Annotated in this window: 24 protein-coding genes; all 24 read left to right on the forward strand. The window is 42.3% G+C overall.

What is annotated here, in order from left to right; all coding sequences use genetic code 11:
- Window positions 1–37: 37 nt before the first annotated feature.
- The 24 genes from HMPREF0847_RS05660 to HMPREF0847_RS05775 all read left to right on the forward strand — a co-directional run bounded on the left by HMPREF0847_RS05660 (window position 38) and on the right by HMPREF0847_RS05775 (window position 23,742).
- Complete coding sequence (locus HMPREF0847_RS05660) at window positions 38–430, forward strand: hypothetical protein (protein ID WP_008809883.1); 393 nt, start codon at window positions 38–40, stop codon at window positions 428–430.
- Window positions 375–2,762 (forward strand): VirB4-like conjugal transfer ATPase, CD1110 family, encoded by a 2,388-nt coding sequence (locus tag HMPREF0847_RS05665; protein WP_008809882.1) that lies wholly within the window; start codon window positions 375–377, stop codon window positions 2,760–2,762. The genes HMPREF0847_RS05660 and HMPREF0847_RS05665 overlap by 56 nt, the downstream gene beginning before the upstream one ends.
- Window positions 2,763–2,781: 19 nt before the next feature.
- A complete protein-coding gene (locus HMPREF0847_RS05670; RefSeq protein WP_008809881.1) occupies window positions 2,782–5,421 on the forward strand; it encodes a phage tail tip lysozyme in 2,640 nt (879 codons plus the stop codon).
- Between the two features lie 19 nt (window positions 5,422–5,440).
- Complete coding sequence (locus HMPREF0847_RS05675; protein WP_020992705.1) at window positions 5,441–6,106, forward strand: hypothetical protein; 666 nt, start codon at window positions 5,441–5,443, stop codon at window positions 6,104–6,106.
- A gap of 17 nt (window positions 6,107–6,123) precedes the next feature.
- Window positions 6,124–6,369 carry a hypothetical protein gene (locus HMPREF0847_RS05680; protein WP_008809879.1) on the forward strand — a complete coding sequence of 82 codons (246 nt, stop codon included), beginning with the start codon at window positions 6,124–6,126 and terminating at the stop codon, window positions 6,367–6,369.
- A complete protein-coding gene (locus tag HMPREF0847_RS05685; RefSeq protein WP_008809878.1) occupies window positions 6,369–7,178 on the forward strand; it encodes a hypothetical protein in 810 nt (269 codons plus the stop codon). Before HMPREF0847_RS05680 ends, HMPREF0847_RS05685 begins: the two co-directional genes overlap by 1 nt.
- A 44-nt stretch (window positions 7,179–7,222) precedes the next feature.
- A complete protein-coding gene (locus HMPREF0847_RS05690) occupies window positions 7,223–7,930 on the forward strand; it encodes an LPXTG cell wall anchor domain-containing protein (protein ID WP_008809877.1) in 708 nt (235 codons plus the stop codon).
- 44 nt (window positions 7,931–7,974) lie between these two features.
- Window positions 7,975–8,511 (forward strand): hypothetical protein, encoded by a 537-nt coding sequence (locus tag HMPREF0847_RS05695; protein ID WP_008809876.1) that lies wholly within the window; start codon window positions 7,975–7,977, stop codon window positions 8,509–8,511.
- A complete protein-coding gene (locus HMPREF0847_RS05700) occupies window positions 8,508–10,340 on the forward strand; it encodes a VirD4-like conjugal transfer protein, CD1115 family (protein ID WP_037622441.1) in 1,833 nt (610 codons plus the stop codon). The genes HMPREF0847_RS05695 and HMPREF0847_RS05700 overlap by 4 nt, the downstream gene beginning before the upstream one ends.
- 12 nt (window positions 10,341–10,352) lie before the next feature.
- Window positions 10,353–10,718, forward strand: coding sequence for a hypothetical protein (locus HMPREF0847_RS05705; RefSeq protein WP_037622444.1), 366 nt, complete (start codon window positions 10,353–10,355; stop codon window positions 10,716–10,718).
- 14 nt (window positions 10,719–10,732) lie between these two features.
- A complete protein-coding gene (locus HMPREF0847_RS05710; protein ID WP_008809874.1) occupies window positions 10,733–13,459 on the forward strand; it encodes an ArdC-like ssDNA-binding domain-containing protein in 2,727 nt (908 codons plus the stop codon).
- A gap of 45 nt (window positions 13,460–13,504) precedes the next feature.
- A complete protein-coding gene (locus tag HMPREF0847_RS05715; RefSeq protein ID WP_008809873.1) occupies window positions 13,505–13,750 on the forward strand; it encodes a hypothetical protein in 246 nt (81 codons plus the stop codon).
- Between the two features lie 251 nt (window positions 13,751–14,001).
- Entirely contained in the window at window positions 14,002–14,349 is a 348-nt protein-coding gene (locus tag HMPREF0847_RS05720; protein ID WP_002926311.1) for a plasmid mobilization protein, read from the forward strand.
- Window positions 14,350–15,969 (forward strand): relaxase/mobilization nuclease domain-containing protein, encoded by a 1,620-nt coding sequence (locus tag HMPREF0847_RS05725; RefSeq protein ID WP_008809872.1) that lies wholly within the window; start codon window positions 14,350–14,352, stop codon window positions 15,967–15,969.
- 159 nt (window positions 15,970–16,128) lie between these two features.
- The gene (locus HMPREF0847_RS05730; protein WP_008809871.1) at window positions 16,129–16,719 is read left to right on the forward strand and encodes a recombinase family protein; all 591 of its coding nucleotides are present in this window, start codon (window positions 16,129–16,131) and stop codon (window positions 16,717–16,719) included.
- A 182-nt stretch (window positions 16,720–16,901) separates the two neighbouring features.
- Window positions 16,902–18,137, forward strand: coding sequence for a DNA cytosine methyltransferase (locus tag HMPREF0847_RS05735; RefSeq protein WP_008809870.1), 1,236 nt, complete (start codon window positions 16,902–16,904; stop codon window positions 18,135–18,137).
- 27 nt (window positions 18,138–18,164) lie between these two features.
- Entirely contained in the window at window positions 18,165–18,971 is an 807-nt protein-coding gene (locus tag HMPREF0847_RS05740) for a ParA family protein (RefSeq protein WP_008809869.1), read from the forward strand.
- Between the two features lie 60 nt (window positions 18,972–19,031).
- Complete coding sequence (locus HMPREF0847_RS05745) at window positions 19,032–19,259, forward strand: hypothetical protein (RefSeq protein WP_008809868.1); 228 nt, start codon at window positions 19,032–19,034, stop codon at window positions 19,257–19,259.
- Window positions 19,260–19,332: 73 nt separating this feature from the next.
- Entirely contained in the window at window positions 19,333–19,707 is a 375-nt protein-coding gene (locus tag HMPREF0847_RS05750; RefSeq protein ID WP_008809867.1) for a hypothetical protein, read from the forward strand.
- Window positions 19,708–20,146: 439 nt separating this feature from the next.
- The gene (locus HMPREF0847_RS05755) at window positions 20,147–21,526 is read left to right on the forward strand and encodes an ISLre2 family transposase (RefSeq protein WP_020992706.1); all 1,380 of its coding nucleotides are present in this window, start codon (window positions 20,147–20,149) and stop codon (window positions 21,524–21,526) included.
- Between the two features lie 429 nt (window positions 21,527–21,955).
- Entirely contained in the window at window positions 21,956–22,246 is a 291-nt protein-coding gene (gene rpsF, locus HMPREF0847_RS05760) for a 30S ribosomal protein S6 (protein ID WP_002896497.1), read from the forward strand.
- A 16-nt stretch (window positions 22,247–22,262) separates the two neighbouring features.
- Window positions 22,263–22,754: a single-stranded DNA-binding protein gene (locus tag HMPREF0847_RS05765; protein WP_008809864.1), complete on the forward strand. Its 492-nt coding sequence runs from the start codon at window positions 22,263–22,265 to the stop codon at window positions 22,752–22,754.
- Window positions 22,755–22,792: 38 nt separating this feature from the next.
- Window positions 22,793–23,032 (forward strand): 30S ribosomal protein S18, encoded by a 240-nt coding sequence (gene rpsR, locus HMPREF0847_RS05770; RefSeq protein WP_000068664.1) that lies wholly within the window; start codon window positions 22,793–22,795, stop codon window positions 23,030–23,032.
- 53 nt (window positions 23,033–23,085) lie between these two features.
- The gene (locus tag HMPREF0847_RS05775; protein WP_084624310.1) at window positions 23,086–23,742 is read left to right on the forward strand and encodes a TetR/AcrR family transcriptional regulator; all 657 of its coding nucleotides are present in this window, start codon (window positions 23,086–23,088) and stop codon (window positions 23,740–23,742) included.
- Window positions 23,743–23,745 lie beyond the last annotated feature (3 nt).

Consider the following 23,745-nt stretch of genomic DNA (forward strand, 5'->3'; position numbering starts at 1 on the left):
ACAGAAAACACTTTGCAGACAGTAAGGTGTTTTTATTGTGCTAAAAAACAGAATGAGAGGTTTTGGTTTGGAAAAATTAGGCAGTGAATTTCTTAAGGAATTTGGGGACTATGAGCGCCCTGTTTTTCTAAGACGAACTCTAAGACAGCTAGTTATGACTGGTGGGATTGTCTTAGGTGTAGCTCTGGGAGTTTTGTTGAATTGGCTAGGCTTCCCAGATGTATTTAACTATTTAGTAACTGGAATTATTATTGGTCCTTGTTTTTTGTATGGAACTAAGAAAAACAAAATTCTGAAAGAGCGTTTAATCTTTCAGTTAATCAATCAAAAACGGTCTTATATGACTGAATATGGAGGAGAGGAGACAAGACACTATGAGTTTACTCAATCAGCTTCCGTTCAGGAAGCGGACGGTCCAGACGGCTACTGAACGTAGCCGTCAAATTCGTTTGCGGAAGGAATTTAAAAGGAAGCCTTCAACACAGAACAGCATTTACTTTACCAGTCAGTTTGAGACTGGAATCATGCACATTGCAGAAAACTGGTATTCCCGAACATACCGGCTGGGAGATGTTGCCTATACAACGGCTAGCACAGAGGACAAGTTGGATATTATTGACAGCTATGGAGAGGCACTGAACTCTCTGGATGCTGGAGATAATTTTCAGCTCCTGGTGATCAATCGACGGGTGGACAATCAGACAGTCCGCAAGGTTCTCTATGAGCCTGCAGGAGATTGTAACGATATCTACCGAGATGAATATAATGATATTATTCAGGAACGATTTTCTTTGGATGCCAAAAACTTCAAGGTGGAGAAGTATATCACCTTGGCCACAGAGGCCTATGAGAAGAACCTCGCAGACACTCAACTTCAGGAAATGGGAACCCTGGTAGAAAATGAATTGCAGGCGATGAATATTAGCCTGAAGAAGCTCTCAGGTATAGAGCGGCTGGGGATCTTTAACTTCCTACTCAGACAACAGCCTTATTTTGCTTACACCTACAAAGACATTGCCTTGTCTGGTTTAGCAGCTAAAAACTTTATTGTTCCCAATCGGATTGAGTTTCATGAAAACTTTATGAAGATTGATGGACAATTCGCTAAGGTCCTCTATGTCCGAGATTATCCGAACTTCTTATCCGATAAGCTTATCAAGAGTTTTTGTGATATTGGTATAGAGCTGGCTGTCTCAATTCATGTTGCTCCTCGAGAATTAGGGGAAGTAGGAAAAGAACTATCTAATGAGCAGTCAGTGGCTCAAGAGGAAATGGTCCGTAGTCAGAAGGAAGGATTCCAGGTTGGAATTGACCCAGGGTTAGCTGTTTCTGGAAGAGCTGTGGAAGCTAGTGAGACGACTCAGAAGTGGAAAGATAAGGTCAATGAGGATCAGAAAATTTTCAATGGGGTTATCACGGTTTACTTTGTGGCAGACAGCCTGGAAGAGCTGCAGCAAAGCACCAAGAAAGTACAGGCAGCTGGCCGCAAGCTTGGTGTGGACTTGGAAGAAACCTATTATCATCAAGAAAATGGTCTCAATACCATTCTTCCGATCGGCAAGCCCTTCCTGGAAGTCAAAAAGGAGTTTATGCGCCCTTTTACGACATCCAACGTAGTGACGCAGGTTCCGTTTACTAATGTGGATCTGCAGTCTGACAGTCAAAGAGCTCTTTATTATGGGCAAAACCAGTTGTCAAAAAATTTGATTACTTTGGACCGTCAGAGAGACCTCAACGCTGCGAATGGATTGATTATCGGAACGACGGGGTCAGGGAAAGGTATGACAACTAAAACAACTGAAGTCATTCCGGCTTATTTAAAGTATCTTAAGGATCGCTTTATCATAGTGGATCCGGAAAATGAATACACAGATATTGCAGAGGCTTTTGGAGGTCAGGTGATTAACCTATCTCCAAAGTCAGATAGCCATATCAACCTGATGGGCTTGACCCAGACAGATCAGGTCTTATTTAACGAGAATGATGAAGAAATTGACAGTGTGGCCGATAAGGCCAATCTTCTTATGGCTCTCTTTGAGTCTATTCTTAAAGAGGTTACTGATGAAGATATTGGAATTATTGACCGGGTTACAAAGTTGGTCTATGAGCGCTACTCAGAACCGACTCTAGCGGATTGGCATGATATTCTTTTAGAACAGCCTGAGGATGCTGCTCAGCAGCTGGCTACACGATCAGAACCGTATGCCAAAGGGAGCTTGAACTTATTTTCTTATAAAACGAATGTCAATTTGGATAATCGGCTTGTTGTTTTCAATCTAAAGGGACTAGATAAGAAACTCAAACCTTTTGCCCTCTTAGTACTGCAGGACTTCATCTGGCAACAGGTGATTAAGTACCAAGGAAAGGAAACTATCCGGCTCTATTGGGACGAATTGCATCTAACCTTCCGTAACCAGACAGATGCTGCTTTCTTTGCTGAGCTATGGGCACGGATCCGGAAGTACGGTGCTATTCCAACTGGCATTACCCAAAACCCAGGAACTATCCTAGCCTGGGAGGAAGGAAGAAATCTTATGTCCAATACAGAGTTTTTCATCTTACTTAAGATGAGAGAACAGGACATCGAGGCTCTGCGAGACGTGGTAGATATTCCTGATGCAATGCTACGCTATATCAAGAGACCAAAAGAAAAAGGTAGTGGCTTAATTTTAGCTGGAGAAACTGTCGTCCCGTTTGAAAACAAGATACCTAAAGAGACTAAGCTTTATGAACTGACACAGACAGATGCAGTAGTGGTATAAATTAGAAAGGAGCTAGAGAATGGCAGAAAAAGAACCCTGGTCAGAAAGGGGGAAAATCAAACGAGAAGCCAGCCAGAAGATTTCGGAGCATAATGAACTGAGTAAGCGCCAGGGTTTGAAACAAGCCAAGAGCGCTGTTCAGGAAAGTAAACAGAGCCTGAAAGAAGCTAAGACGGAGCATAAAGCAACGGTCAAAGCTAAGCAAAGCACAGCTGAGAGTAGAGAAAAACTTCATCAAGCCAAACACAACTTGAAGGTAGATAAGCAGGCTCAAAGAGCGGCTTATAACCGAGTAGGTGGCACGAAAAAGGAAAAGCTAGCTCGAGGTGGACACCGAGTTCTCGGTAGGATGGGGGAGGCGGCCTGGCAAGGGAATGATACTTTAGAAGATATCGCAGATGCTCGTCAAAAAATCAGGGGCATCCATGCAAGCCTTCAGCAAAGAAAGCAGCTCGCCAAGGCAAGCAAGACTGTTTCAAAGGGGCTAGTGAAAGGATCTTATGGCCTCGTAAACCGAGGTTATAACCTATTGCGGGGTCGAGGATTTACTCGAACAGTTGTTGGGGAACGATGGGAAGTCAAAGCAGCCAAACGGCTCAGGGCTTTTCGTCACCGACTTAAATTTTCTAAAGCCGGTAAATCTGTGCGAGGAACAGGAAAAGTTTTGAATTTCCTAACAAAGCCCCTGCAGGTGATTTTGAAAAATCCGTTGTCACTTAAAGCCTATATCGTAGGCTTTTTTCTTATCCTCTTTTTCGCTATCTTTTTAGGAAATCCAAGTCCAGTCCAGCAGGATGAATGGGAATTAAATCAATCATGGATCTATCTGACAGAATTGGATCGGAACGCTTCTAACGACAAAGTGGACTACTGGTCCAATATTGATGATGTGGTCTTTTACATGAATTACCGTTATAAGAACTATAAGCTGTCAGATATTTATGATGACGGCAGTAATAGCTTGAAAAACAGGACTAATCCATTGGCCACTCGGAAAGATACCAGCGAACAACGCACCTACAAAGATTTGCTGCGCCAGATCTGGCATGGTCTCAATGATGATCCTCAGAAACTGGAGACTATGAAAGATTTGTATACCAATGAGCAAGCTACTACCTACTATCTTGGGGAAAAAGCCTTGAAAGAGTATGAAGAGCTTCTGAAAAAATCGGACGAGTTGGGTCGCTATATGGCTTATCAGGAATTAGAGAACCCTTTCTATAGTTCTTCAGATGCCGGACATGATAGCCCGCTCCTTATTACTCGACGCTTTGGATATGATCCTAAGGATAGAATGTATAACGGAACGGTGATACAGATCAGTCAAGGGCAATCTTTAAGAGCGGCCTTTGGAGGCAAAATTAAAATAAAGGGTAGTGATGTGCTGATTACTAGCTCTAACAGAGAACTGACTTATAAAAAAGTAGATGGTATTCGAGTTCAGGATGGCGAACAGGTCTCGGCTGGTCAGGAATTGGGAACAGTATCCGGTCAGGGTGGTCAGGAGTTCTATTATCGCAAATATCGTCAGTACGATGATAAAGATAAAAAGGATGAATGGGTCTGGGTCAATCCTGGCTTTTACTTTGAAAAAGTTAAATACAATCAAACCACGTCGGTTATCTCTGATTTAGAACTTTCAGGAGACTTGGCTATTCGAAGCAAACAAACGTATGATTATATCAAGAAAAAAGAACCTAAAGCGACCGATAACGGTATAGCAGCCATGTTTGGAAATTTTGGAGTAGAGAGCAATATGACCGCTAAACGAGCTGAAGGAGATTATCTAGCCCAGCCGGTCGGTGCAACTGACAGCTCCTGGGATGATGAAGCATGGCTCTCAATGAGCGGACCAACCATTTATGGTGGCGGCTATGACAATATCCTACGTCGAGGTTTGGGTCTTGGTATGTGGACGGATACGAAAGATGGTAGTACTCGTCATAGTCTCCTTTTGGCCTTTGCTCAGGAGCATGGCAAGAAGTGGTACGATCTGCAGCTGCAGATTGACTTCATCCTGGATGGAGATGCTCCTTATTACAGAGAAATTGCCCGGCAAATCCTGACCAGCAATGAAGATGTTGAAACGCTGACCAAGCGCTTTCTTAATAACTGGGAAGGTAATGCAGGGGATAAGCTGGCCGAGCGGCAGCATGCGGCCCAGCAGATGCTAGGTTACTTCAAACGTCAGACAACTGGAGGCGGAAGCGGAACACTAGCCAACAGTGTTAATTTACCTGCTGAATACGAAGGAAAGCTGCAGTACGGAAGACCTTCTACAGCAGCTATGACTACGCAGCCAGGTAGTGGGTATCCGGTAGGTCAATGTACCTGGTATGTCTATAATAGACTAGTTGAAACAGGAATTCTGACGGATACTTCAGGCGGCTATGGGTATCTAGGAAATGGACAAAACTGGGTGCAATCTTTGGCTGCTAAAGGATGGAAAACAAGTTCAACTCCAAGCGTTGGAGCAGTTGTTTCAACACTTGGCGGCTTCGATGGAACTTATGCCATTTATGGACATGTAGCCTTTGTAGAAGCTGTAAACCCTGATGGCACATTCTTAGTTTCAGAATGTAATTATTTAGGTATTCAGGATAGGGTGCATTACCGAGTTTTGCAAAATGCATCCTACTATACCTTTGCGACAAAATAAGAGAGAGAAAGGAAATAAGATGATTGATAAGATTGAGGTCGGAAAAATGAAAAATCTTCTCCTGCTTGGCCTGGCAGTGATTATCTTTTTAATCGGCTATGGCATCGGCGGGTTTGGAAAGGCGGGCAGCAGTTCTAATAAAACTAAAACGACGACCAACCAACAGGAACAGATTAAAACAAATCAAAAGGCGGAATTGAGCCAGAAGCAAGTAAAGGATTTTTTGGTGGCTTACTTTACCAAAAAGGATCTAGAGGAAAACCGAGAACGTTATCGTCCTTTTATGACGAAAGGGCTCTATACTTCTGAGGTCAATCAGGAAGACAAGGCCGTCAATCAAGCCTATAAGGGCTATGTTGTGGACTATGTTTTCCAGAGCGCTCAGATTTATATTGATCAGGAGAACCTAACGGCTATTGCTCAGGTGAGATATAGCAATACGCTCTTATCTAAGAAAAATAATTATGATAAAGCTCAAACCAATGTAGCTAACGAAACGACACTAAAACTAACCTACAGTAAACAAGATGGTAAGCTCTTGCTCAACAGCAAGGAGCAGTTGCTTCTCACGTCCAATACAGGAACATCTAGCAGCTATCCAGATTATGGAGCTTTGAAAGAGGACTCAGAAAACTCCTCTAGCTCCTCAGAAGAAGCGACCGAGTCAAGCAGTAGCCAAGAATAGAAAGGAACATACATAACATGGTGAAAAAGAAATCTACTCAGGATCTGGAGAAGAAACTCCAGCGCCTGGAGCAAGAGAAAATCAAGGTACAGGAGCAGCAAGTTCAGCTCAAGAAGAAAGAAAAGGATATAGAGCAGGCTATTACTCAGGCCAAGGCAGAGTACGTGACTGCCCTGCTCAGTCAGTCCAATACTTCTCTGGACGATTTGAAAGGCCTCCTGCTGGAGGAAAGCGAACAGACAGAGGAAGGTGGTGAGAGCTGATGTTTTTAGCTCAGAATGTAGCAGGAGGAAGCCAGCAGCAATTTCCTAGCAGAGATCAGCTGTTGGGCTTTCTTGAGCAGGAAAATGCAAAAGTGAAGAGTTTGGAACAGGAAACGGATCTGACCTTGATGCAGGTAACGGAAGCAGGAGAAATCCTGCAGAAGAAGCGGATTAGCTTGCCATTTGTAGAAACAGTAGAAGAATTGCTGCAGGAGTTTGGCTTCGTTCAGACAGCTCAAAAAAATAAGTTTCCTTCTTTCCTTAAACTGGGAAAATCCGCTTCTCAGTCAGATGCAGAGCAGCAGGCTACTTCAAAGGCTGCTTCAGCAGCTCCTAGCAGCCCTCTCAGTACTCTTAAAGTCTTAGCGCCGGTTCTTCTCCTAGTTCTTCTGTTAGGTGGCTATACAACTGTTTTAGGCGGCCAAAACAAGCAGATGAAAAATCAGATTGCAGACCTAAAGAACCAGGTTGGAACTCTATCTAATCTGCAAGAAGCAGGCTCTAAGGTAGATGTCTTTGGCCGTTATTTTGTGGCCACTCTCTTTGCCAATGATAAGGAGCAGATCCAGCAATACCTCAATACGAATATGCAGAAGAAAATTGAGGTCAAAGATGGTCAGCTTCAGTCTACTGTCTTTGAGTCCATCAAACCTAAAGGCAAGGGCTACGAGGTGACCTATGTTCTCTATGTCAATCAAGAAAACAGCATCCGTCTAGTCCGCTTGACATTTGATGTTGTGGCGGACAAAGACAGTCGCTTTGGTTGGCTCGTTACTAGCCAGCCGACTGAAAGTCTCTATCCAGGATAGAGACACGGTATCTAACTATCAACAATAGAAAAGGAAAATCAATCATGAAAAAAACAACTATTTACTCTTTATTACTCACTTCATTAACTTTAAATCAGGCTGTTTTAGCAGATGAAATCATCGCTCCAGCTGGAGATCAGCCAGGTATTGTGTCTCCAATTGAACCCAGTCAGCCAGTCATTCCAGCTGCCCCTATAACAGTTGACCCTGTGGAGCCAACAACATCTGATACAGCTACTCCAAAGGAAGCAGAAGAAACCAAACCAGAGCAGCCGATGGAGCCTGTGACTCCAGTCCAGCCTGGCCAGCCTACTGATCCGGTGCGTCCACTTCCTGATCAGCCAACGCAGCCAAAGACTCCAGAACCCTCAACAGAACCCAGTCGGCCTAAAGAAGTTGAGCAATCAAGCCAAACTGGGCAAACTCCTGCAGCAACCAATCCTAGCGCTCCTGTGACTCCTATTGTTCGCTCTAGTGCTTCGACAGAGCCTGCAGAGGATCAGCCAATTATTGATGTTCCCGCATCTTCTGAAAAGCCTGCAGAGGAAGTGGTTATCACTCCAAAAAGCCAAACTCAGTCCTCAAAAACGGCAGAGAAAACAACTGAACTAAAGGAGAGCAGGGAAACTCTGGATCGCCTACCAGATACCGGAACAGATGACAGCTCGCTTCTGAGCTTTCTGGGAGCGGCAGCCCTGGGCTTGGTTGGTCTTGTTCTTCACAAGAAGCAGAACAAAAACGGCAGCATCTAAGAGGATGCTGCTGTTTCTATTTACAAAGAAAGGAGCTATAACGGATGGAGCAAGAAAGAACCATCTTTCAGGTTAAAGATGTGTCAAAACTAACCGGAGAGATGCTGCTGAAGATGCTGGCTTATATGGTTGAGTACATGACAGACCAGGGGTATAAGTACATGAGACGGCAACGATACGGTGCGGAAACCCGATGGAACCAGTTTATGGCCAGCGATAGTGCCAAGGAAGTGAAAACTTTCTTGAGCAATGAGGTCAACTTGGATAAGCTCAAGGCTTATCTGGAAGAGTATAAAATAGGTTTTGCCACTCAGGCTCTAAAGGATAACCGAGTTATGCTGGCCTTTGAGGTCAAGAATAAGGAACTAGTCAAAAAAGCCTATGAACAGTTCCTGACCGACTTGACCAGTCCTCAGGAGACTAAGAAGCTCAATCAGGAATTGCTGAAGAGTCCTAAAAACATGAACCTTGAGGAAAAAATCACTCATTTCAAGGTCCAAGAGCAAGTGAAAATTCAAGCAGTTGCAGAGAAGGCTCCAAAGATTACCAAACCAAGTCCAAGTAAGGAGGTCACAAAATGACAGAACGAAAACCATTGCCGTATGTCATAACAGCAGGGATTTTATTTTATTGTCTGCATTGGTTGGCCAAACTTTTTGAAATGTCTCCAGATACGGCCATTAACGATGATTTTGGTTTGGCTCGTTTGGAGTGGATGGCGGAACATTGGACAGAGAAATTTCCTATCGATGTCGAGTTTACCTCTTCCTCATTGATGGCTGGTCTTGTCGGTGTCATGGCTGTTCTTTTCTTTTTTGCCCGACGTCAAGATCGGGGGATTTACCGAACTGGAGAAGAACACGGAACAGCTCGTTTTGCAACCGTAGAGGAGCTGGCCAGCTTTCAGGATCAGGATCCAGAGAAAAACATGATTTTTACACAGCGAGCTCAGATGGGCCTCTTTAATCAACGCTTGCCCTACAACAAGCATATCAACAAGAATGTTCTGGTTATCGGGGGAACTGGTGACTGGAAAACCCGGTCTTTTGTGAAACCTAATATTATGCAGCTAAACTCGAGCTATGTTATCACAGATACTAAAGGGCTTATCATACATGAAGTTGGCACTATTTTGAAAAAGGCTGGTTATAAAATTAAAATCTTGGACTTGATTCAACTGGCCAATTCGGATGGTTTCAATGTCTTTCACTATATGCAGAAGGAAACAGATATTGATAAGGTTTCAGAAGCCATTATCACAGCTACTAAGCGCTCAGATAATAAAGGGGAGGACTTCTGGGCTCAGGCAGAGGCCTTTCTGACCAGAGCTTTGATTGGGTATCTATACTTTGATGGAAAAGTTCTAGGCAAGTATGAGCCAAACCTTGCTCAAGTAGCCGATCTGTTACGCTTCCTGAAGCGGACTGATCCGGAGATTGAAAGTCCGGTTGAGGAAATGTTTAAGCAGCTCGAAGAGGAGTTGCCAGGTAATTATGCTAATAAGCAGTTCCAGCTCTTTATGAAGAACTTTGGCGGTCAGACTTTGATGTCTGTCCTAGCTATTATCTCCAGCCGGTTTTCTGTTTTTGACCATGATGATGTGAGAAAGATGGTGCAGCGGGATACAATGGAAATTGAAAAATGGCAGCTGGAGAAAACAGCTGTCTTTATTCATATGCCCGAAACGGATAAGTCTTATCAATTCCTGTCAGCCCTGTTTTTCCATACCATTTTTGAAGTATCTAACAAGACTGCAGACTCTATCATCCAAGGAACGCATCCAACAGCAACGATTGAGGCTTTACTGCATTTGCAGATTTATGCAGATGAAACGGGTCAAATTGGGCAAATCCCTTATCTTCCTGAAGAAATTGCTGTTGTCCGGAGCCGGGAAATTTCAATCAAGCTGATGATCCAATCTATGAGTCAGCTTCAGCAGCTGTACGGAGATAAGAATACTACCACCATTTTGAACAACTGCGGGGCAGTTCTTTATTTGGGTTCTAATGACCCAGACACACTGAAAAGTATGGCAGACCGAACAGGACCGCAGACCATTCAGCAGACTAAGACTTCCAAAAGCTATGGTCAACATGGCTCTTCAAGCGAGTCCACAGATAGCCTCAAGCGGGAACTGCTCAATTATCATGAAGTAGCCACTGTAGCCATTGATGAAGCTTTGCTCTATCTCAATCGCCAAAATGTGTTCAAAGATAAGAAATACCGCTTAGAGACACATCCACAATATGAAAATCATGCAGATGGGCCATTCAGTCCTAATTGGTTTACATACAGACGCTATATGTCAGATATAGATGAGTGGCTAGAAAATGTCGAGCTAGGTAACCAGGTTGAGATCAGCATGGAAGAACTGGAAGAAATCGCTCTGCCTTGGGACTTGAGCGCATAGAAAGGAAATGATATGTACGATTTTATGTTTAAGAGCGACAAACAACCTCAAAAACCAACTTATGGAGTTGGTTTTTTTGAGGGCATTGAGGAGCAAATACCCGGAGGGGTATTATTGAGAGCTGCGGTATCTGCTACAAAAGAAGGAACTGCAGATCAATCTCAGGAAGAGTTTTTGCTGCAGGTGCTTGTGAAAGCTATTCAGGAATTGACTTATCAAGAATTCCAAGAGCTGCAGCCTTATCTATTTTGTTATGATGCAGAACAAACAGCAAAAGTCCCAATAGTTCGACCGCTGGAGGCAACTCAGGAAGAGTTTGAATTAATCCGAGCTACTCCAGAAGATTTCTTCCTAAAGTTGCCTAGCCGTTCAGAATAGAAAGGAGGCTGCTTATGGCACGAGTAGAAGAATTGAAAAAGCTATCCATTCTGGATGTCGCAGAGGCTTTAGGAATGGAGCTGAAGCGCCAAGGAACGGACAGATATGTCTGGGTTGAGCATGAAAGTTTTGTAATCAGCCCACGTCGCAATATCTTTTCATGGTTTTCTCGTGATGTGAAAGGAGATGTAATTAAGCTTGTCCAGACTATTCGGGAAGAGCAGACAGGAAGCCGGCCATCTTTTAAAACGGCCAAGCACTTCCTGGAGGTAGGAGAGTTTCCAGAAGTGGATATGACCGCTGCACCAGCGCCTAAACTGGCCTTTGAATACAGGCATGAAAGCTATGAGCATGCCAACACCAGCTGGACCAGAGACTATCTGAGAAGGGAGCGGAAGCTATCTGAGGATACAATTACTTTTTTCTTCCAGCAAGGGAGTATAGCTGAAATATCTCATAAAATGAACGATTACTCTGAGCCAGCTATTGTTTTTAAATTCAAAAACAGCCAGGGAAAGGTGATGGGAGCCAGCCTGCAGGGAATTGTCGAAAATCGGGAGAAATACCCTGATAGGGGCTATCTAAAGCGGATATTGAAAAATTCTGATGGTCTTACTGGTTTTTACGCAGACGTTGGCCGACCTAAGCGACTTATATTTGCAGAGTCTCCCATCGATGTCATGAGTTATTATCAACTCCATCCTCAGCTGCAAGATGTCCGTTTAGTGGCCATGGATGGACTTAAGGAAGGTCTTATGAGTTTTCGATTTGCGGAGCTAGTCAGTGAGCTGCAAGGCAAGACTTATGAGCCAGGGGAGCGAACAGCTAGAGTACTTGAAGCTACAGCTAAAACTTCCACGTTCTTTCAGAGTAATGAGGATTTTATCACTTTGGCCGTAGATAACGACTCTGCAGGGTGGAATTTTATCAGCAAGCTGCAGGAAAAGGGAATCCCTTTTAAGTTAGATATTCCGCCTATTGCTGAAAAAGGGGTTGAAAAAGCTGATTGGAACAGCTTTTTGAAAGAACCGCTCCAGGGGCAAGCAGAGCTAGTTCATATCTACAGCTACGATAAAAAGAAAAAAATTACAGCCTATCAAGGTTACTTTTCAAAAGAGTTGGCTACAGCAAAAGTTGCCCAGTTGACTGTAGGTGATGTGGTCGCTTTCAGTGCCTCTGAAACGCTCTCTAGGGACGAGATAGAGGAATTAGCGGCCAATCAATCACAGACATACCCGCAGCTTTCAGAAGCCAAAGAGGGGCTTAGAGAGGAAGTTCCGCAGACACTGAACATCTGGGCTGGAACGAATGAAAATACATTACTATCTAATCTAGCACCTTCCCTACTAGTCATTGATGGTTTCAGTTATGAGAGTGTAGAACATGCTTATCAGACTCTGAAATCAGGAAAGATGAATGCAAAAGCTTATTCCTGGGCTGAAAAAAATAGAGCAGCCTTTAAGGCAGGTCAAAAAGTCCAATCAGATCGAGTTTTAGGGCCTGCTGATATCAGTAAGAATATTTTGTTAATGGAGAAACTTTTGAAAGAACGTTATCAGCAAGATACGTCCTTTCGTCAAGCATTGGATGCAACAAGAGGAAAAGTTTTAACCCATGAACAAGATCAAGGAATATGGAAAGTAGAATTTCCAAAAATTTTAACGAGGATAAGAGATAAAGAAAATTTCAAGAAGGAGAACCGAATGACAGAAGTAAATAAACCAAGCATTGACCAGCTCATTCAAGACAGAGATCTGAAAGGTTTGTCTGCTCACCTGAAGGAAGGTGTCAAAGATTATTTTAACTCTGATACCTATAAAATTTTCTTGCAAACCATGAGCAAATTCAACAATTACTCTCTGAATAATTTGTTTTTAATCGTCGCTCAAAAGAAAGATGCGTCTGCGGTTGCTTCCTTTAATGCATGGAAAAAATTAGGAAGACATGTCCAAAAAGGGCAGAAGGCGCTCAAGATTTGGGCACCCTATCAAGTGACTAGAAAGGACGAAAAAGGCCAGCCTGTTTTAGATAAAAAAGGTCAAGAAGTAAAGGACACACGCTTCCGTTTAGTTCCTGTCTTTGATGTCAGTCAAACGGAAGGCAAGGAGCTTCCTAAGCCTGTTTATGAATTAGAAGGAACTCACCAAGACTATGCGAACCTCTATCGTGCAGCTAAAGAAACTGCAGCCGCTAAAGGAGTCCTTCTAGAAATTTCTAAGGAACCGAAGGAAGAACATGGCTATTACTCTCCAGCAGAAAATAAGATTGTCATTCGGGCTGGCATGAGTGAACGTGAGACACTGAGTACCATTTTTCACGAGATGGCGCATGCAGACTTACACAACCCTAAAGCACTTGAAGGGCAGAAGCTGACACGAACTAATAAGGAGCTGCAAGCTGAGTCTGTAGCTTACGTTGTGGCTAATCATTATGGTTTAGATACCAGCTCATACAGTTTCGGTTACCTTGCTAATTGGAGTAAGGAACCGGATAGTCTAGCCGATCTTGAAGCTCAGCTATCCATCGTCCAAAAGGAAGCTGCTGACCTCATTCATCGGTTAGATACAGCATTTGAAAAATATCAAAACAAGGAAGTGTCCAAGGATCCGCTCTCTCAAAAATTGGAACAGTTCAACGAAAAATGTCATCAGAAGATGGCAGAAAAGGCGGCATCAGAACCCGAAAAAAAATCTCATCCCCAGAAAGGGGACGAGGAGAAGGACAACCAAGCGAGCAAGTAAAAGAACTGCTCAGTTCACTTAACCGAAAACGAAAGGATAACCAAGATGAAAGAAATAGTTGAAGAAACTTTAGCAACCTATTTTACAAAATTTGCACCAGATGGTGTGCTAAAACCAGATGAAGAATTTTTCAAACTATCTCGTAAAGCAGCAATCCACGAACTCCAAAAGGACCTGAAAGAACAGGAAGAGTTGGAGCTGGAGCTTGCAGAAGATACAACAGAAACAATCGCCTATCTGCAGTCTATTAACGACGCAGAATATGAGCAGTTGAAGGATAACTACCGCTAGGTAGGTATTCAAAATAGGCGAGGCCATTTGAAAAATGGTCCGCTTGTTAAGGTGCGCAGCACCTCACCAGGGGCTTGGGGATTTCCCCAAAATTTTGAAAGATAGGTTCTCTTATTTGGGCAGGGAAAGCCCAAAGAGAAGAGAGCCTATTCTTTTAAATTTCGCATTTGTATATACAAATGCTATGCTTGCCAGAGCAAAGTATATCAAGATGGCAGGTTGCAATCAAGCAGAGAGGAACAAAATTAGGTATGAAAGAACAAGGACACAGAGAACGACCAATACAAAAGCTATTTTGGATAAACGAAAGCGAAAATCAGGCCATCCGTCGCAAAATGGGAGAGGCCGGCATCCGAAACTTTTCGACATTTGCCCGCTACATGCTGCTCACTGGCCGAGTTCAAGTTATCAACTTTGAGGAACTGTCCAAACTGCGCCAGGAAATCAACCGAGTCGGAGTCAACATCAACCAAATTGCTCGGCAGGTGAACACGAACGAAGAAGCCAGCAGAGAGGAATTGGTTGCTGTTTTGGAGAAGCTGCAGGAGATTGAGGAGCTGATTGAGGGGAAGATTGAAGAAGCAGAGAAAGGAGAATAGATGGTTGTTACAAAAGCTATTCAGATCAAAAACACTGGTAACTTAAAGAGGGCTGTTAAATATATTTTGGATGAAGCTAAGACAGTAGAACTGGTCACTAACAGCAACCAATCTTTTCCAGTTGTTCTCAAAGATGGGAAATTGCAGACGCAGTTAGTCTCTGGTCATTTGATTGGACAAGAGAGGAAAGCTGCAGAGGAATTCATCCTGACAAAGAAGTTAGCTGACTCTCGCTTTGGGCGAAAAGAAACCTCTGATTTGGTGACAGAAAAAGGAGTCCTAGCCCATCACCTGATCCAGTCTTTTGATCCGTCGGACAATCTGACAGCAGAGGAAATTCATGAGATAGGGCGCAAGACTGTTTTAGAACTGACGAAGGGAAAACATGAGTTTGTGATTGCAACTCATGTAGACAAAAATCACATTCACAACCATATCATTTTCAATACAACGGATAATAGCACCTTGAAAAAATTCCGTTGGCAAAAGGGAACTAAGCGGAGCCTGGAGAAAATCTCAGACCGCTATGCGGAATTGGCTGGAGCTAAAATTATTGATCGGAGCGCTCCAAGATTTTCTCATACAAAGTACGCAGCCTATCAGAAAAAGAATGTATTTAAACTTGAGATTAAGTCCCGTTTGAATTTCTTGATTAAGCACTCAACATCCATCGAGGACTTTTTAAAGAAAGCAAAGGCGCTGAATTTAGCAGTCAATTTCTCTGGCAAGCATGCCACTTATCGGTTGCTGGACAGTGAGCAGCAGCGCAATACTCGTGATAGTACTCTATCTAAAAAAGGTGCTTACACTTTGGCCACGATTGAGAAGCGAGTCAGCCAAAACAAGGCGACCTATTCTCTAGAGGATATCAAGCCAGAGTATGACAAACTGCAGCAAGAGAAGGCAGAAGATTTTGAACAACGTCTCATGATTGAACCTTGGCAAGTTCAAGAGGTTACAGCTGACGGCATCTACCTTGAGATAGACTTTGGGATCCGTAATCATGGTTTGATTAAGGTCCCACATCGGCAAGTAGATCAGCTGGAAGATGGACGTTTTGAACTCTTTGTCCGAAGAAATGATTTCTTTTATTTTCTTAATCCAGATCACTCAGAGAATAACCGTTACATCAAAGGAAATACCCTTATGAAGCAGCTTGCTTATAATAATGGTGAGGTTGTTCTGACTAAAAATCGAAACATCTCTAATCTAGATCAGTTGATTAAAGAGTTTGAATTCCTGGCTGCCCATAACGTGACCAGTGGCCAACAATTTGAAGAACTCGAGGAACGCTTTATTGAGCAGCTGGACCAAACAGAGGAGACGCTGCAGCAGATTGACCAACGACTGATGAAACTCAACAAGGCTGCAGCTGCTTTGTCTGATCTGCAGTCTGACAATCCAGAATACCAGGCGCTAGGTCAGGAAATTCTGGAAAGCTTGGGCTTCCCTTTGACCATTCGAACGGAGGAACTGGAGAAAGAGATTACTGAAATCAGTGTCGAGCAAGCAGGTCTGCAGCAGAAATATGATGGCATTGTTGGTAGCTTTGAAGAGTACCGATCTGTTAAGGATAATAACCAGGTCCGGAGGGAGAAAGAGCAGGAAAGCTCATTATAAATATAAACATAATTATAAGTATATAGAACGTGTAAATCAGGTATAAACAAGCAGATGCAGCAGGCCAATAAGGTATGCCCTATTGGCCTTATATGTGCAACTTGATTCTATTGGTTTTATGATACGGCCATTAGAGTTCGGCAAAAAGGAGGTAAGAAAATGTCGAAAATCGGTTATGCCAGAATCAGCTCGGCCGATCAAAATCTATCTCGGCAACTGGAGCAGCTGAAGGGATGTGAGAAGATTTTCCAAGAAGCAGCCAGTGGAGCCAGCAAGGAGCGGCCTCAGCTGCAGGCTCTCTTGGAATATGTCCGTGAGGGGGATATAGTGGTCGTCAGTGAGCTGGAGCGCCTGGGGCGGAACAATCAGGAGCTGACAGAGGTCATGAATCAGATACAGGCTCAGGGGGCTACTTTGGAGGTTCTTAATCTTCCAACCCTGCGAGGTATCGAGGATGACAATCTCAGACGGTTGCTTAATAACTTGATTTTAGAGCTGTATAAGTATCAAGCCCAGGCAGAGCGGGAGCGCATTAAGGAGCGCCAGCGCCAGGGAATAGAAATTGCCAAAGCTCAAGGGAAGTACCAGGGCAGGAAAGCACTCTATACAGAAAATGACGAACGCTTGCAGCATGCCTTTGATTTGTACCGAAAGGGCTATACCGATAAAGACGTAGCCCGATTGACAGGGATCCCTGAGAGGACTTTTAGGAGGTATCGGGAGAAATACCAAATAAGGCGAACCAATTAGCTACTGTATTCGCAGGATATTGCAAAATAATTTAAATCATTCTCCCTAGACTGTCCTAGGGCTTTTTTATTCCTATGTATCGTTATAAATATAATCATAATTATATTTATAAACATATTGACAAATATAATTATAGTGATATAATAGAAGTATAGAAAAGTGACGAAAGGACAGCAAAGAAAATGAAATTTCTTGATCTATTCTCTGGAATTGGCGGTTTTCGTTTCGGGATGGAAGCAGCTGGCCATGAATGCATTGGTTTTTGTGAAGTTGATGTCTTTGCAAGAAAATCTTATAAAGCTATTTTTAATACAGAAAAGGAGGTAGAGCTTCATGACATCAGAAGCGTACCAGATGAATCTATTCGAGGACTTGGACAAGTGGACATTCTCTGCGGAGGATTTCCGTGCCAGAGTTTCTCGCTTGCTGGAAGCAGAAGAGGTTTCAGAGATGAACGAGGCAATCTCTTCTTTGAAGTTACACGCTTCGCAAAGCTTCTTAGACCCTCTTATATTTTCCTTGAAAACGTCCCAGGACTCCTTAGTCATGGAGGAGGTGATACCTTTGAGACCATCCTCAGCACGCTTGATGCCTTGGGGTATAATGTGGAATGGCAAGTGCTTAACAGCTCGCACTTCGGAGTTCCACAGAACAGACAAAGAGTCTTCCTTGTTGGACATTCTCGAAGACGAGGTACCCGACCAATATTTCCTCTCGGAAGCTACAACAGGGAAGTTGCTGAATTATCAGAAATCAGAACAAATTCCCTTACCGCGCAATACCCAGGGGGACAAGGGAACGGATCGTACATTATTGAAAGTAAACCGAAGAGAGTAGGGAATATTCATCCTTCGGGTAAGGGAATGAATGGAGATGTTTACTCAGCTGAAGGGCCTGCTCCTACTCTTACAACAAATAAAGGCGAGGGGATGAAGATTGTACTATCAGGTATTGCTCCCACACTTTCCACAATACAAGGAGGAGGCCAAGAGCCAAAGATAATTCAGCGCTCTCATGGTTTTAATAAAGGTGGGGAACATAAAATAGCACCAACCTTAACCGGTCATAGTTATCAGGAGAATAACGTTTTGAAAATTAAAGAAGCAACATCTGTTGGTTATACAAAAGCTGCAGTTGGTGACAGTGTAAATTTAGCTCATCCTAATTCTGCAACACGCTGGGGCAGAGTTGGAAAGAATAAAGCAAACACGTTAGTGACTGATGACAGCCAAGGAGTTGTTATGTCAGATTTTCGTATCCGTAAACTCACTCCTCGTGAGTGTTGGAGGCTTCAGGGCTTCCCAGATTGGGCTTTTGATAGAGCTGAGAAAGTAAACAGTAATAGCCAGCTTTATAAGCAGGCAGGTAACAGTGTAACGGTTCCTGTAATTGCTGCTATTGCCAGACAGTTACAATAACTAAATTTATTTTATAGGGGTAATCAAATGAAAATTATTACATTTGCCGCTATTAAGGGCGGTGTTGGAAAAACAACTTTAACTTTTAATTATGCTGAATGGCTTGCCAAGAAAGGTCAGAAAGTGCTTTTGATTGATCTGGATCATCAGTGTAATTTGACGCAGTGTTACAATATCTACGAGAGCAAGAATACCATTGCTAATGCTTTCAAAGGCGGTGACGTGGATATTAAGCAGGTCAAAGAAAATATCAGTCTTATTCCTGGTTCCGTTCAGCTAGACACTGTGGAGCGGGATCTGGAGAACAGCGACAAGAAAAATATGCTTCTCTATCTCTGGTTAGAAGATAACTATGAGAAGAAAGACTTGGAACGGTTTGATTATATATTGATTGACTGTAGGCCGGACTTTGCAACCGCAACTAAAAATGCAGTTGCAGTTAGTCATGCCATTGTCAGTCCGCTGACTCCGTCTGAGTTTGGCTACAATGCCAAATTCAACCTTTCCAGTCGTCTAGAGGCTTTCCGAAAGGATGTGATTGATTATCGTACTAGAGAGTCTTATATAACGGCTGAACTGTATTTTTTGGCTAATATGATTCGTCCAAACTACGGATCTTCCAGAGAGCTTTTAGAAGCTTTAGGGCTGGAGGCTAAAGAAAAGGGAACTGATAACCTTTTGGGAATTATTCCAGCAAAAGAGTTGTTCAATCACTCAACAATCGATAAAGTCTCTATTGCGGATATGAAAGAAAATCCGGAACTCTATAAAAAACATAAAAAATTCTTTGACGAGCTAGAGAAGACTTTTTCGAAGATTTATGATACAATATAATTATATTTATAAGTATAAATACAAACACAATTATAAATATAATTAATAAAGGAGATATAGATGGCATTTGAACGTAAAGAAAAGGAAATTTCGCAGCTAATTGAGAAAACCACTCAGCCAACTCCTCAGCCGGTTTTTGCTCCTGATATGAGTAATTTTGAACGGAAGAAGCAATATCAGTTCACCTTAAAGCCAAGCAATAGAGAGAAACTGGATCAGCTTTCTAAAGCTGCAGGGGCTCGATCAGCATCCGACTATTTAGATAAGCTAATAGAAAGCTTGAGTTGATTTATATTTATAATTATATTTATAAACATGATTATAAATATAATTATATAAGTGACAAAAGGAGAGCTAAAAGATGAACAATCCTCAACGCACTGTAAGACTGATTGATATTACAAATAACGTAAGTTTAAGCTACAAGATTGTAGCCGAAGCAAACGAACTAGAATTAGAGATTCTGGATCAGGCTCTGGACCAGGATCTGGAAGGCCCTTTGAATAGCTTCCTCTTCGTTGGTTCAATTGATTACTACAGCCTATGCCAAATCAAAAAAGAAACCTACCAATCCTCTCAGGTGATTGTTTTGGAATGTGTATCAGGCCTGAGTCCGATGAACTGGAATAAAGATTTATACAAAGAAGCAGATCAAAAATATGGTCTGAGTGGTCACACTATCTACGTGAGAACTCCTGTAACAGGACGTGACCAAGCAATTCCTTTAGACTTTTAACTATGACTTATATAACAATATTCCAGCCATAGTTGACAATCACTTTCTGACCTTTCTAACTGAAAGGTCTTTTTTTGTCATTTCCGGGATAAAAAATGACATTTCAGAGGAGAGCTACTACAAAATATCTAGTACATGTTAAACTTTTCTTATCACTTGAAGGAGGAAAGAGATGCTGAGAAAATTGAAAAGCTGGCATAAAAAATATTTTGGAGTTGGCAGCAACTTTTATCGTAAAATAGCCCACTTTGAAAGCTGGCTATATGATGCGATTGTTTCCAAACTATTCTAAAATTTGTGTTATACTGGTTGTGAGGTGGTAACCCTAACAGCTATCTCATAGCCTGGCCTGTTGGTCAGGCTCTTTTTTTATCATGGACTTGAAAATTTTACCAAAAAACAATAATATAATACCTAAGTTTTAGAAAGGGGTTAGCTTATGGGTGTGACTGTCCTGGATGAAAAAAAATTTTTAGCAGATTTGAGAAAGCAGAATGAAGAAGCCTTCCTGAAGGCTGTAACTCGATATGATGATCAGGTAGCCCCGTCTATGCGTGCCAGGGGCTATAAATTGAAAAATAGATCAGCTCGTACAGTTGCTTTTATCTTTGGGGAAATTTGCTTTGAAAGAAACCGCTGGTACAAAAAGGGAACCTGCAAGGTGCCGGTGGATGAATGGCTTGGGCTGGAGAAACACAGCCGTTTCAGCATGGAGCTGATTTATCAAATTAACCAGATTTCAACGTGTACCACTTACCGCAAAACAGCGGATCTGATAGAGTTCATGACTGGTATCAATCTAACAAAAGATACTGTCCTGAAAGCTGTTAAGCGAGCTGCAGCACTCAAGAAGGAGCAAGAAGAATATGACCTCTTGTCTCTTCCGGAAGTTACAGAGGAAAACAAAAAAAGCCCTGAGAGGCTTTACATTGAAGGTGATGGAGTCTGGGTCAAAACACGATCTAAACAAGGAGAGGAAGCCAAATATAGCAATATCTCTCATTATGTCGTACATACAGGAAGCGAGCAGATCGGCCAGTCCAAACGCAGGCAGTTAAAAAATAAAAAGAACGTGCTTTCTTTATCTGGTAGCAAAGCCAAAGATCAGGTATTAGATTATGTTCATCAGACCTATAAAACAGGAAAGGGAACAACCCTGATTACTAACTCTGATGGCGGTCCGGGTTATGGAGGCAGAGTTTTCAAGGATTTTGCGGCCGCTTTTAAAGTTCAAAGACATGAGCATTTCTGGGATCCGTACCATTTGCAGCAAGAGATAGAAAAGAATTATAAAGCGCAGCCAGAAGAGCTAAAAGAACTCTTGAAACAGGCTATTTATCAGCATGACTTTGACCTTCTTCAAACAACCCTCGACACGACAGAAAGTCTCATTGAGGACGAGGAAGAAACGGCTACTTTCCAGGACTTTGCCAGAAGACTAAAGCAAAATTTTAGTTATACTAAGCCAGCATCACTTCGCAATCTCCCAAAGAAAGGAATTGGGGTGATGGAGTCACAGCACAGGCGCCTTACTTACAGAATGAAGAACCAGGGAATGATTTGGAGTTTAGAAGGAGCTGAGATTATGGCAAATATGATATTAGCTGTAGAAGAAGGAACCCTGAGAGAGTTGTTTTTCGGGGACTGGCGGAAAGCATCCCAAAAAATAAAAGGGTTAGATAAGGTTTCTGGAGGAAAAATAAGAAAATACATGAATCATTTGGATAGTCTAAAGCGGAATTTCCAGATTGGAGAGGGAAGAAAGGCGCATAAAGCTCGACGTCAAAGTCATAAAAAAGGTGCTACTATCCTAAGATAATCAAATAGTCCTGTATAGTTCTTCTGGGGTTGAAAACTCTAGGGTTTATTTGACATGCCGTCATCATTTTTCTGTTGACATCGCTTGAAATTAGTTGTATAATTATAGCAATAAGAAACAAAAAAAGAGGCAGGTGCGCTAACACCTACCTCCACCGAGTAAACAAGTACAGTTGTGTTACTCAGTCTTTAATCTAGTTTACAGCATAAAGTAGAGAATGTCAAGGCTGAAGTGAACGATTGTATACGTTTGCATCTCATTTCCTTGAATTTCTGCTATTTTTTTATCTTCTCAAAAATTGAGACACATACGTTTTAAAGAATTCTCTTGCTATTTCATGGAGAATCTAGTATAATAGTTATTCGTGAGAAAACCTCACTTACCCCTTGCAAAGTCTTGGGGTCATTAGACCAAAAGGAGGAAAAATCAATGGCTAAATACGAAATTCTTTATATTATTCGTCCAAACATTGAAGAAGAAGCTAAAAACGCTTTGGTAGCACGCTTTGACTCTATCTTGACTGACAACGGTGCAACTGTTGTTGAATCAAAAGATTGGGAAAAACGTCGTCTTGCATACGAAATCCAAGATTTCCGTGAAGGACTTTACCACATCGTTAACGTTGAAGCAAACGACGATGCAGCTCTTAAAGAGTTTGACCGTCTTTCAAAAATCAACGCTGACATTCTTCGTCACATGATCGTCAAACTTGACGCTTAATTAAGAAGGTAGATTCATGATAAATAACGTTGTACTTGTAGGTCGCATGACCCGCGATGCTGAACTACGCTATACACCGCAAAACCAAGCGGTTGCAACATTTACATTAGCTGTTAATCGTAATTTTAAAAACCATAATGGTGAAAGAGAAGCAGACTTTATCAATGTTGTCATCTGGCGTCAGCAGGCAGAAAATCTTGCAAACTGGGCTAAAAAAGGTGCTCTAGTCGGAATTACAGGTCGTATTCAGACTCGTAATTATGAAAATCAGCAAGGTCAACGTGTCTACGTCACTGAGGTCGTTGCAGATAACTTCCAACTATTGGAAAGTCGTACAAGCCGTGAAGGACAGTCTGGAGGCTATGCTCCAAATAACTTTGGCGGTAATGCAGCACCAAGCTTCGGAGGCGCTGACTCGTCTCACCAAGTACCGAATTTTTCTCGTGATGAGAATCCATTTGGTAACTCAAATCCAATGGATATCTCAGATGATGATCTGCCATTCTAATTGGACAAACTAGAACTATAATATAAAGGAGAAAACACATGGCTCAACAACGTCGTGGCGGATTCAAACGCCGTAAAAAAGTTGATTATATCGCAGCGAACAAAATTGAATATGTTGATTACAAAGATACTGAGCTTCTTAGCCGTTTCGTTTCAGAACGTGGGAAAATCCTTCCTCGTCGTGTAACAGGAACTTCAGCTAAAAACCAACGTAAAGTAACAACAGCTATCAAACGCGCTCGCGTAATGGCTTTGATGCCTTTCGTAAATGAAGACTAATTTGATTAATAGCAGGCTCTGACCTGCTGTTTTTTTATTATATCATTGACAAAATGTCAGTTAGGTGCTATACTGACCACAAGGAGGCAGAAATCATGCGTGATGTCAAGGAAGTAGAGGTACGGAGAGCAGAGATTATGTCTGCAGCCTTACAGCTCTTTGCCCAAAAAGGCTATCTAAAGACTAGAACTCAAGATATTATTGATAAGCTTGGAATCTCACGAGGTCTGCTTTACTATCATTTTAAGGATAAGGAAGACATTCTCTATTGTCTGATTGAAAAGAATTCTGAGCCCTTGCTGAGAAAGCTAGAAAAGATTAGCTATCAGCCAAATGTTGGGGCCAAGGAAAAAATCAGAGCCTTTATTGAGGCGACCCTTATCCCAGAGGAAAGCAGAACACAGGAAAATCAGGTCTTGCAGGAAACCGTCAATTTGGAGACCAATCGCTATGTTTTAGATCGCTTTTATCATAGACTCTGTGAACGGATGATTGTTTTCTTCACTCATATCTTGGAGGAAGGACAGAAATCCGGAGATTTTCATTTAAAATATCCACATGAAACGGCTTCTTTTCTCATGACTGCCTACGTCTTTGTGTCAAATGATATTAAGATGAGTAATGAAAAACCAGAGACTTTGCAGGATTATCTCACCAGTTTCCAGGTAATCCTAGAAAAAACCTTAGGATTAGAAGAATCTATTTTTTAGAAT

This window comes from Streptococcus sp. 2_1_36FAA (genome assembly GCF_000161955.2).
Lineage (GTDB): Bacteria > Bacillota > Bacilli > Lactobacillales > Streptococcaceae > Streptococcus > Streptococcus gordonii.

Coding starts and splice junctions, on each gene's coding strand:
- HMPREF0847_RS05665 (WP_008809882.1), top strand. CDS start 375: ATGAGTTTACTCAATCAGCTTCCGTTCAGGAAGCGGACGGTCCAGACG.
- HMPREF0847_RS05670 (WP_008809881.1), top strand. CDS start 2,782: ATGGCAGAAAAAGAACCCTGGTCAGAAAGGGGGAAAATCAAACGAGAA.
- HMPREF0847_RS05675 (WP_020992705.1), top strand. CDS start 5,441: ATGATTGATAAGATTGAGGTCGGAAAAATGAAAAATCTTCTCCTGCTT.
- HMPREF0847_RS05680 (WP_008809879.1), top strand. CDS start 6,124: ATGGTGAAAAAGAAATCTACTCAGGATCTGGAGAAGAAACTCCAGCGC.
- HMPREF0847_RS05685 (WP_008809878.1), top strand. CDS start 6,369: ATGTTTTTAGCTCAGAATGTAGCAGGAGGAAGCCAGCAGCAATTTCCT.
- HMPREF0847_RS05690 (WP_008809877.1), top strand. CDS start 7,223: ATGAAAAAAACAACTATTTACTCTTTATTACTCACTTCATTAACTTTA.
- HMPREF0847_RS05695 (WP_008809876.1), top strand. CDS start 7,975: ATGGAGCAAGAAAGAACCATCTTTCAGGTTAAAGATGTGTCAAAACTA.
- HMPREF0847_RS05700 (WP_037622441.1), top strand. CDS start 8,508: ATGACAGAACGAAAACCATTGCCGTATGTCATAACAGCAGGGATTTTA.
- HMPREF0847_RS05705 (WP_037622444.1), top strand. CDS start 10,353: ATGTACGATTTTATGTTTAAGAGCGACAAACAACCTCAAAAACCAACT.
- HMPREF0847_RS05710 (WP_008809874.1), top strand. CDS start 10,733: ATGGCACGAGTAGAAGAATTGAAAAAGCTATCCATTCTGGATGTCGCA.
- HMPREF0847_RS05715 (WP_008809873.1), top strand. CDS start 13,505: ATGAAAGAAATAGTTGAAGAAACTTTAGCAACCTATTTTACAAAATTT.
- HMPREF0847_RS05720 (WP_002926311.1), top strand. CDS start 14,002: ATGAAAGAACAAGGACACAGAGAACGACCAATACAAAAGCTATTTTGG.
- HMPREF0847_RS05725 (WP_008809872.1), top strand. CDS start 14,350: ATGGTTGTTACAAAAGCTATTCAGATCAAAAACACTGGTAACTTAAAG.
- HMPREF0847_RS05730 (WP_008809871.1), top strand. CDS start 16,129: ATGTCGAAAATCGGTTATGCCAGAATCAGCTCGGCCGATCAAAATCTA.
- HMPREF0847_RS05735 (WP_008809870.1), top strand. CDS start 16,902: ATGAAATTTCTTGATCTATTCTCTGGAATTGGCGGTTTTCGTTTCGGG.
- HMPREF0847_RS05740 (WP_008809869.1), top strand. CDS start 18,165: ATGAAAATTATTACATTTGCCGCTATTAAGGGCGGTGTTGGAAAAACA.
- HMPREF0847_RS05745 (WP_008809868.1), top strand. CDS start 19,032: ATGGCATTTGAACGTAAAGAAAAGGAAATTTCGCAGCTAATTGAGAAA.
- HMPREF0847_RS05750 (WP_008809867.1), top strand. CDS start 19,333: ATGAACAATCCTCAACGCACTGTAAGACTGATTGATATTACAAATAAC.
- HMPREF0847_RS05755 (WP_020992706.1), top strand. CDS start 20,147: ATGGGTGTGACTGTCCTGGATGAAAAAAAATTTTTAGCAGATTTGAGA.
- rpsF (WP_002896497.1), top strand. CDS start 21,956: ATGGCTAAATACGAAATTCTTTATATTATTCGTCCAAACATTGAAGAA.
- HMPREF0847_RS05765 (WP_008809864.1), top strand. CDS start 22,263: ATGATAAATAACGTTGTACTTGTAGGTCGCATGACCCGCGATGCTGAA.
- rpsR (WP_000068664.1), top strand. CDS start 22,793: ATGGCTCAACAACGTCGTGGCGGATTCAAACGCCGTAAAAAAGTTGAT.
- HMPREF0847_RS05775 (WP_084624310.1), top strand. CDS start 23,086: ATGTCAGTTAGGTGCTATACTGACCACAAGGAGGCAGAAATCATGCGT.